This window comes from Seohaeicola saemankumensis (assembly GCF_021021435.1).
Taxonomy (GTDB): Bacteria; Pseudomonadota; Alphaproteobacteria; order Rhodobacterales; family Rhodobacteraceae; genus Seohaeicola.
Genome location: NZ_JAINWI010000073.1, coordinates 1 through 343 on the forward strand (window position 1 = coordinate 1; position 343 = coordinate 343).

Consider the following 343-nt stretch of genomic DNA (forward strand, 5'->3'; position numbering starts at 1 on the left):
CGCCGTGTCTCGGCTAGGAGCCGTGAGGCGAGGAGCTTTGCAGCGGCGATGTCACCTGCTGCACCGTCCCCACGCAGCAGCACCTGGATGGCCGCGGCCTGCATCAGATCGTAGGCCATGCGCCAGTCCCAGGCACCGCCGGCATCGCTGCCATTAAACGTCTCGCGCATGATGCGCGCGAACGCTGAGATGCGCAGGGGCTGGTTGTCGATCTCCGTGCCGATTTGCGCGAGCGCAGAGGCGAGATCAGCGTCGGAGATTTGGAAAGGCGGGTTTGCCGGATTGGGCTTGGTCATGGGGGTTTTCCTTTGGATCAGGGTCTGAGTTCCAAAGGACAAAAAGC

Annotated in this window: 1 pseudogene; it reads right to left on the reverse strand. The window is 62.7% G+C overall.

From position 1 onward, the window contains the following. Positions 1-296: pseudogene (locus K7H22_RS20015) on the reverse strand (methylase); the annotation flags it as partial. Positions 297-343: the final 47 nt, after the last annotated feature.